Annotated in this window: 4 protein-coding genes; all 4 read left to right on the forward strand. The window is 70.7% G+C overall.

Going from position 1 to position 4,941, the window contains the following annotated elements:
- Positions 1-154: 154 nt before the first annotated feature.
- The 4 genes from PSD17_RS19335 (at position 155) to PSD17_RS19350 (ending at position 4,746) form a co-directional block, all read left to right on the forward strand.
- Positions 155-1,222, forward strand: coding sequence for a phosphotriesterase family protein (locus tag PSD17_RS19335; protein WP_339123982.1), 1,068 nt, complete (start codon positions 155-157; stop codon positions 1,220-1,222).
- 39 nt (positions 1,223-1,261) lie between these two features.
- A complete protein-coding gene (locus tag PSD17_RS19340; protein WP_013674312.1) occupies positions 1,262-1,603 on the forward strand; it encodes a cupin domain-containing protein in 342 nt (113 codons plus the stop codon).
- A 62-nt stretch (positions 1,604-1,665) separates the two neighbouring features.
- Positions 1,666-3,153, forward strand: a complete 1,488-nt coding sequence (locus tag PSD17_RS19345) for an aldehyde dehydrogenase (RefSeq protein WP_339123983.1) — start codon at positions 1,666-1,668, stop codon at positions 3,151-3,153.
- Between the two features lie 135 nt (positions 3,154-3,288).
- Positions 3,289-4,746, forward strand: coding sequence for an aldehyde dehydrogenase family protein (locus PSD17_RS19350; RefSeq protein ID WP_339123985.1), 1,458 nt, complete (start codon positions 3,289-3,291; stop codon positions 4,744-4,746).
- Positions 4,747-4,941: the final 195 nt, after the last annotated feature.

Below are 4,941 nucleotides of genomic sequence, written 5' to 3' on the forward strand. Positions count from 1 at the left end.
TCCCCGAGTCCTACTACATCGACCACGTCGGTCAGATGCGCACCGTCTCCGACGAGACCGCCGTCTCGGCCTGACGTCGTCCATCCGGCGCCCTTGCCCGCGCCTTCCCGGGCGGGGGCGCCGGGACCCCACGCGAACGAAAGAGGTTGACCCGATGGATGCCCCGACCGTGCTGGTCAGTACTGTGCGCGGCCCGGTTCCGGTGGACGCCCTCGGGATGACGCTCACCCACGAGCACCTGCTCAGCGACTGGTCCGGCAGGCCCCGTGCCGAGCCCGAGGACCCGGCCGAGCGCGCGCTGTTCCACGCCGAGGTGAGCCCGTCGATGCAGTGGGTGCTCCGCGAGGACCCGCGCTGCTGTCGGGACAATGCCACCCAGGACGACCCGGACGCCACGGTCGCGGAGCTGGCGAACTTCGTCGAGGCGGGCGGGCGGACCGTCGTCGACTGCACCAACGGCGACGTCGGCCGGGACCCCCTGGCGCTGCGGGACATCGCAGACCGGACCGGGCTCAACGTCGTCATGGGCTCTGGCTGGTACGTGCACATCTTCCACTCCGCCCGCCGTGCCGAGACCACCGTGGACGACCTGGTGGCGGAGATCCTCGCCGAGTTCGCGGACGGTGTCGGGGACACGGGCATCCGGCCCGGGATCATCGGCGAGATCGGGGTCTCCCCGCAGTTCACCGAGGCCGAACGGACGCACCTGCGTGCGTCCGCCCGCGCACAGCGCGAACTCGGCGTCCCGCTGTTCGTCCACCTGCCGGGTTGGCAGCGGCGCGCCCACGAGGTCCTCGACATCGTCCTCGACGAGGAGCGGGTCCGGCCCGAGGCCGTCGTGCTGTGCCACATGGACCCCTCCGGCGAGGACCCGGACTACCAACGGGCCGTCGCCGAGCGCGGCGTCTGGCTGGAGTTCGACATGATCGGCATGCCTTTCTTCTACGCAGGCGAGGGGCAGTGCCCGGCGCCGCACCAGACTGCGGACGCCGTCGCCGCGCTCGTCGCCGCGGGCTACGCCGAGCACCTGCTGCTGAGCCATGACATGGCCACGAAGGCGATGTGGACCCGCAACGGCGGCAACGGCTACGGCTACGTGCCCCGCTTCTTCCTGCCCCGGCTGGAACGCCACGGTGTCCCGGGCGAGGTGACCGCGAGCCTGCTCACCGCCAACCCCCGGCGCCTGTTCACGGCGGCCCGCGGCGCGCACGCCGACCACTGACCTCTCGGAACGAGAGCCTGTACACCTGTGAGGAGAACTGTGAGCCAGCTTCTGGGAAACGCCTTCTCAGCCGAGCTCGACTGGAAGCCGAAGACGCCGACATTGCGCACCGGCGCCCGCTACCTGGACAGCCTGACCGCTGACACTGCCGTGGACGTCTGGGGAGCGGAGGTCGGGGAGTACGAGGGCGTCACGGCCGACGAGATCTTCGTGGTGCTCGAGGGCAAGGCGGAGGTCACCTTCCACCGCACCGGAGAGACGATCGTGATCGGGCCGGGGGACATCGTCCGCCTGTTCGCCGGGGACACGGACACCTGGCGGACGATCGAGACCATCCGCAAGGTGTCGTTCTACGTCCCCCCGGTCGAGTCCGGATCCTGACCCGTACCCCGCACCTGACGGCGTCCACGACGGGCACCGACGGAGAAGGAAAGAGATAGCGAGTGGACATCACGACCGCCGGCGCCGTACCCCTCGACCGGCCGGACGAGTTCTACATCGGCGGCCGATGGGTCGCCCCGACGTCCTCGGACACGATCGACGTCGTCGACTCCGTCACCGAGCAGGTGTACTTCAGCGTCGCGGAGGCGCGGAACGCCGACATCGCCGCCGCGGTCGGTGCGGCACGGGCGGCGTTCGACGACGGCCCCTGGCCGCGCATGACGCACGGGCAGCGCGCCGAGTACCTCCGGGCGATCGCCTCCGCGGTCGAGGACCGCGTCGAGGACGTCGCGCAGATCTGGCCGCGAGAGTCGGGAATCCTCGCCGGCGCGGCACGCGCGGCGATGGGGGAGGTCACGGGCGCGTACTCCTACTACGCCGAGCTCGCGGCGTCGTTCCCCTTCGAGGAGCCCGCCACCCCGTCCGGCGGTGGCGGATACGGGACGATCGTGCGCGAGCCGGTCGGCGTCGTGGGCGCGATCATCCCGTGGAACGTGCCGATGACGCTGATCGCCTACAAGCTCGCCCCCGCCCTGCTGGCCGGCTGCACCGTGGTCCTCAAGGCCTCCCCCGAGGCGCCGGGCGCAGCGCTGATCATGGCCGAGATCGCTGAGCAGGTCGGGCTGCCCGCGGGCGTGCTGAACGTGGTCACCGCCGATCGTGAGGTCTCCGAGACCCTCGTCCGAGACCCTCGGGTGGACAAGATCACGTTCACCGGATCGACCGCCGCGGGCAAGGCCATCGCCGGCATCATGACCGAGCGGGTCGGCCGTTTCACGCTCGAGCTCGGCGGCAAGTCCGCGGCCGTCGTCCTGGACGATGCCGACATCGCCGAGGCCGCCCGGGTCCTGGCCGGGGCGGAGTGTTTCCTCACCGGCCAGATCTGTGGCTCCCTGACCCGGATCATCGTGCCCCGCCATCGGCACGACGAGATGGTGGAGGGTCTCGCCGACGCGTTCTCGCAGGTGAGGGTCGGGGACCCCTTCGATCCGGCCGTGCAGATGGGCCCGCTGGCCACGGAACGGCAGCGGGAACGAGTCGAGGGTTACGTCGAGATCGGGCTCAGCGAGGGAGCGACGCTCGCGGCCGGAGGTGGACGGCCGGCCGGCTTCGACCGCGGATGGTTCGTCGAACCGACCGTCTTCGGGAACGTGGACAACTCGTGGCGGATCGCGCAGGAGGAGATCTTCGGTCCCGTGCTGACGGTGATTCCGGCGAAGGACGAGCAGGATGCCATCCGCATCGCCAACGACTCCATCTACGGCCTCAACGCCTCGGTGTTCACCCGAGACGTGGACAAGGCGCTGGCGGTCGGGCGGCAGCTCCGGGCGGGCACCGTCGGCCACAACGACAACCGCGCAGACTTCGGCATCGGCTTCGGCGGGTTCAAACAGTCCGGCATCGGCCGTGAAGGCGGCGTCGCGGGGCTGCTGCCCTACCTGGAGAACAAGACGATGGTCCTCGAGGACAAGCCGGGTGGCAGCGCGTAGCGCACCCGCAGAGTCCTCGTCCCGTCCCCTCCCACGCTCGATCGGAAGCCCCGTGAACGACGTCTTCGTCCGCTTCAACCGACCACAGGACACCACCGCCCCAGCCAGCACCCGTGACGCCGGGTGGGCGGCGCCATGACCGGCACCACGACCGTCCGGCGGGCGGGGGCCTGGATCGCCGGGCAGCCGGTGTCCGGTTCCGCAACATTGCCGGTCCGGGACCCCTGGACGGACGAGCTCGTGGCCGAGGTCGCCCTCGCCGACCCCGAGCAGGTGGAGCAGGCGCTGCAGTTGGCCCACGAGGCGGCCGGCAGCCTGCTCGCGGTTCCCGCCCACCGCCGCGCGGACGCTCTCCGACAGGCGGCTACGGGTCTGGTCGAGCGCGTGGACGAGGTCGCCGCCACGATCACCAGGGAGAGCGGCAAGCCGATCACATGGTCGCGAGCGGAGGTGCAGCGCGCCGCCCTGACCTTCCGGTGGGGGGCGGAGGAGGCGGTGCGGTGGTCGGGTGAGCTCCAGCGACTGGACAGCGAGCCGGGCGGAGACGGGCGCCTGGCCCTGCAACGCCGGTTCCCCCGAGGCCCGGTCCTGGGCATCACACCCTTCAACTTCCCGGTGAACCTGGCCGCCCACAAGATCGCGCCCGCCCTGGCGGTGGGCGCGCCCATCGTGCTCAAACCCGCGCCGAAGACGCCGCTCAGCGCCTTGTTGCTGGGCGAGATCCTGACCGACTGCGGGCTACCGGCGGGCGCGTTCTCGGTGCTCACCGTGGACGACGAGGTCGCCGCCGGTCTCGTCGCCGACCCGCGGATGCCCGTGGTGTCCTTCACCGGGTCCGGACCGGTCGGCTGGGCCATCCGGAACGCGGTGCCCCGCAAGCACGTCACTCTGGAGCTCGGCGGCAACGCCGGGGTGCTGATCTGTCCGGACTGGAGTTCGGATGCCGACCTGCGGCAGGCGGCTCGGCGGATCGCGGTCGGCGCGAACGCCCAGGGCGGCCAGTCCTGCATCTCGGTGCAGCGCGTCCTCGTCGACAGGACGGTGTACGAACGGTTCCTGCCCGTGCTGGTGGAGGAGGTCGAGCAGCTCGTCGTGGGTGACCCCTGGTCACCGGCGACCACCGTCGGGCCGTTGATCAACCGAGCAGCTGCACAGCGGATCGGGGAGTGGGTCACCGCAGCCGTCGCGGGCGGGGCCCGGGTTCTGACCGGCGGGACGGTCACCGACGCGCTGGTCTCTCCCACCGTGCTGGTCGACGCCCCGGCCGACGCGCAGGTCTGCCAGGACGAAGCGTTCGGTCCGGTGCTGACCGTCGCGGCGGTGGACGGCGTGGACGAGGGCCTGCGAGCACTGGACGACTCGCGCTTCGGCCTGCAGGCCGGGATCTTCACCCACGACATCCAGACGGCGTTCCGCGCACATCGGGAGCTGGAGGTCGGAGGCGTCATCGTCGGCGACATCCCGACCTTCCGGGCCGAGCAGATGCCGTACGGAGGGGTCAAGGAGTCCGGTATCGGACGCGAAGGAGTGCGGGCCGCGATGGAGGACTACACCGAGTCGCGGCTGCTCGTGCTCTCGGGGGTGAGCTTATGAGGCGGCCACCGGCCGGCGCGTGACCCGCTCGAGCGGGTGTCATCAGCCCGCAGCAAGAATCGTTTATAGTACATTCCGAACCGAGAGGAGGGCATGTGCCCGACATCCTGAGTGTCCCGCCGTTGCGCGTTCTGGTCGCGGGTGAGTCCTGGATCAAGCACACGATCCATATGAAGGGCTTCGATCAGTTCCACT

This window comes from Pseudonocardia sp. D17, from assembly GCF_036984265.1.
Taxonomy (GTDB): domain Bacteria; phylum Actinomycetota; class Actinomycetes; order Mycobacteriales; family Pseudonocardiaceae; genus Pseudonocardia; species Pseudonocardia benzenivorans.

What these genes read in the sequence shown, in the direction of transcription:
- PSD17_RS19335 (WP_339123982.1), top strand. Translation starts at nt 155, where the DNA reads ATGGATGCCCCGACCGTGCTGGTCAGTACTGTGCGCGGCCCGGTTCCG.
- PSD17_RS19350 (WP_339123985.1), top strand. Translation starts at nt 3,289, where the DNA reads ATGACCGGCACCACGACCGTCCGGCGGGCGGGGGCCTGGATCGCCGGG.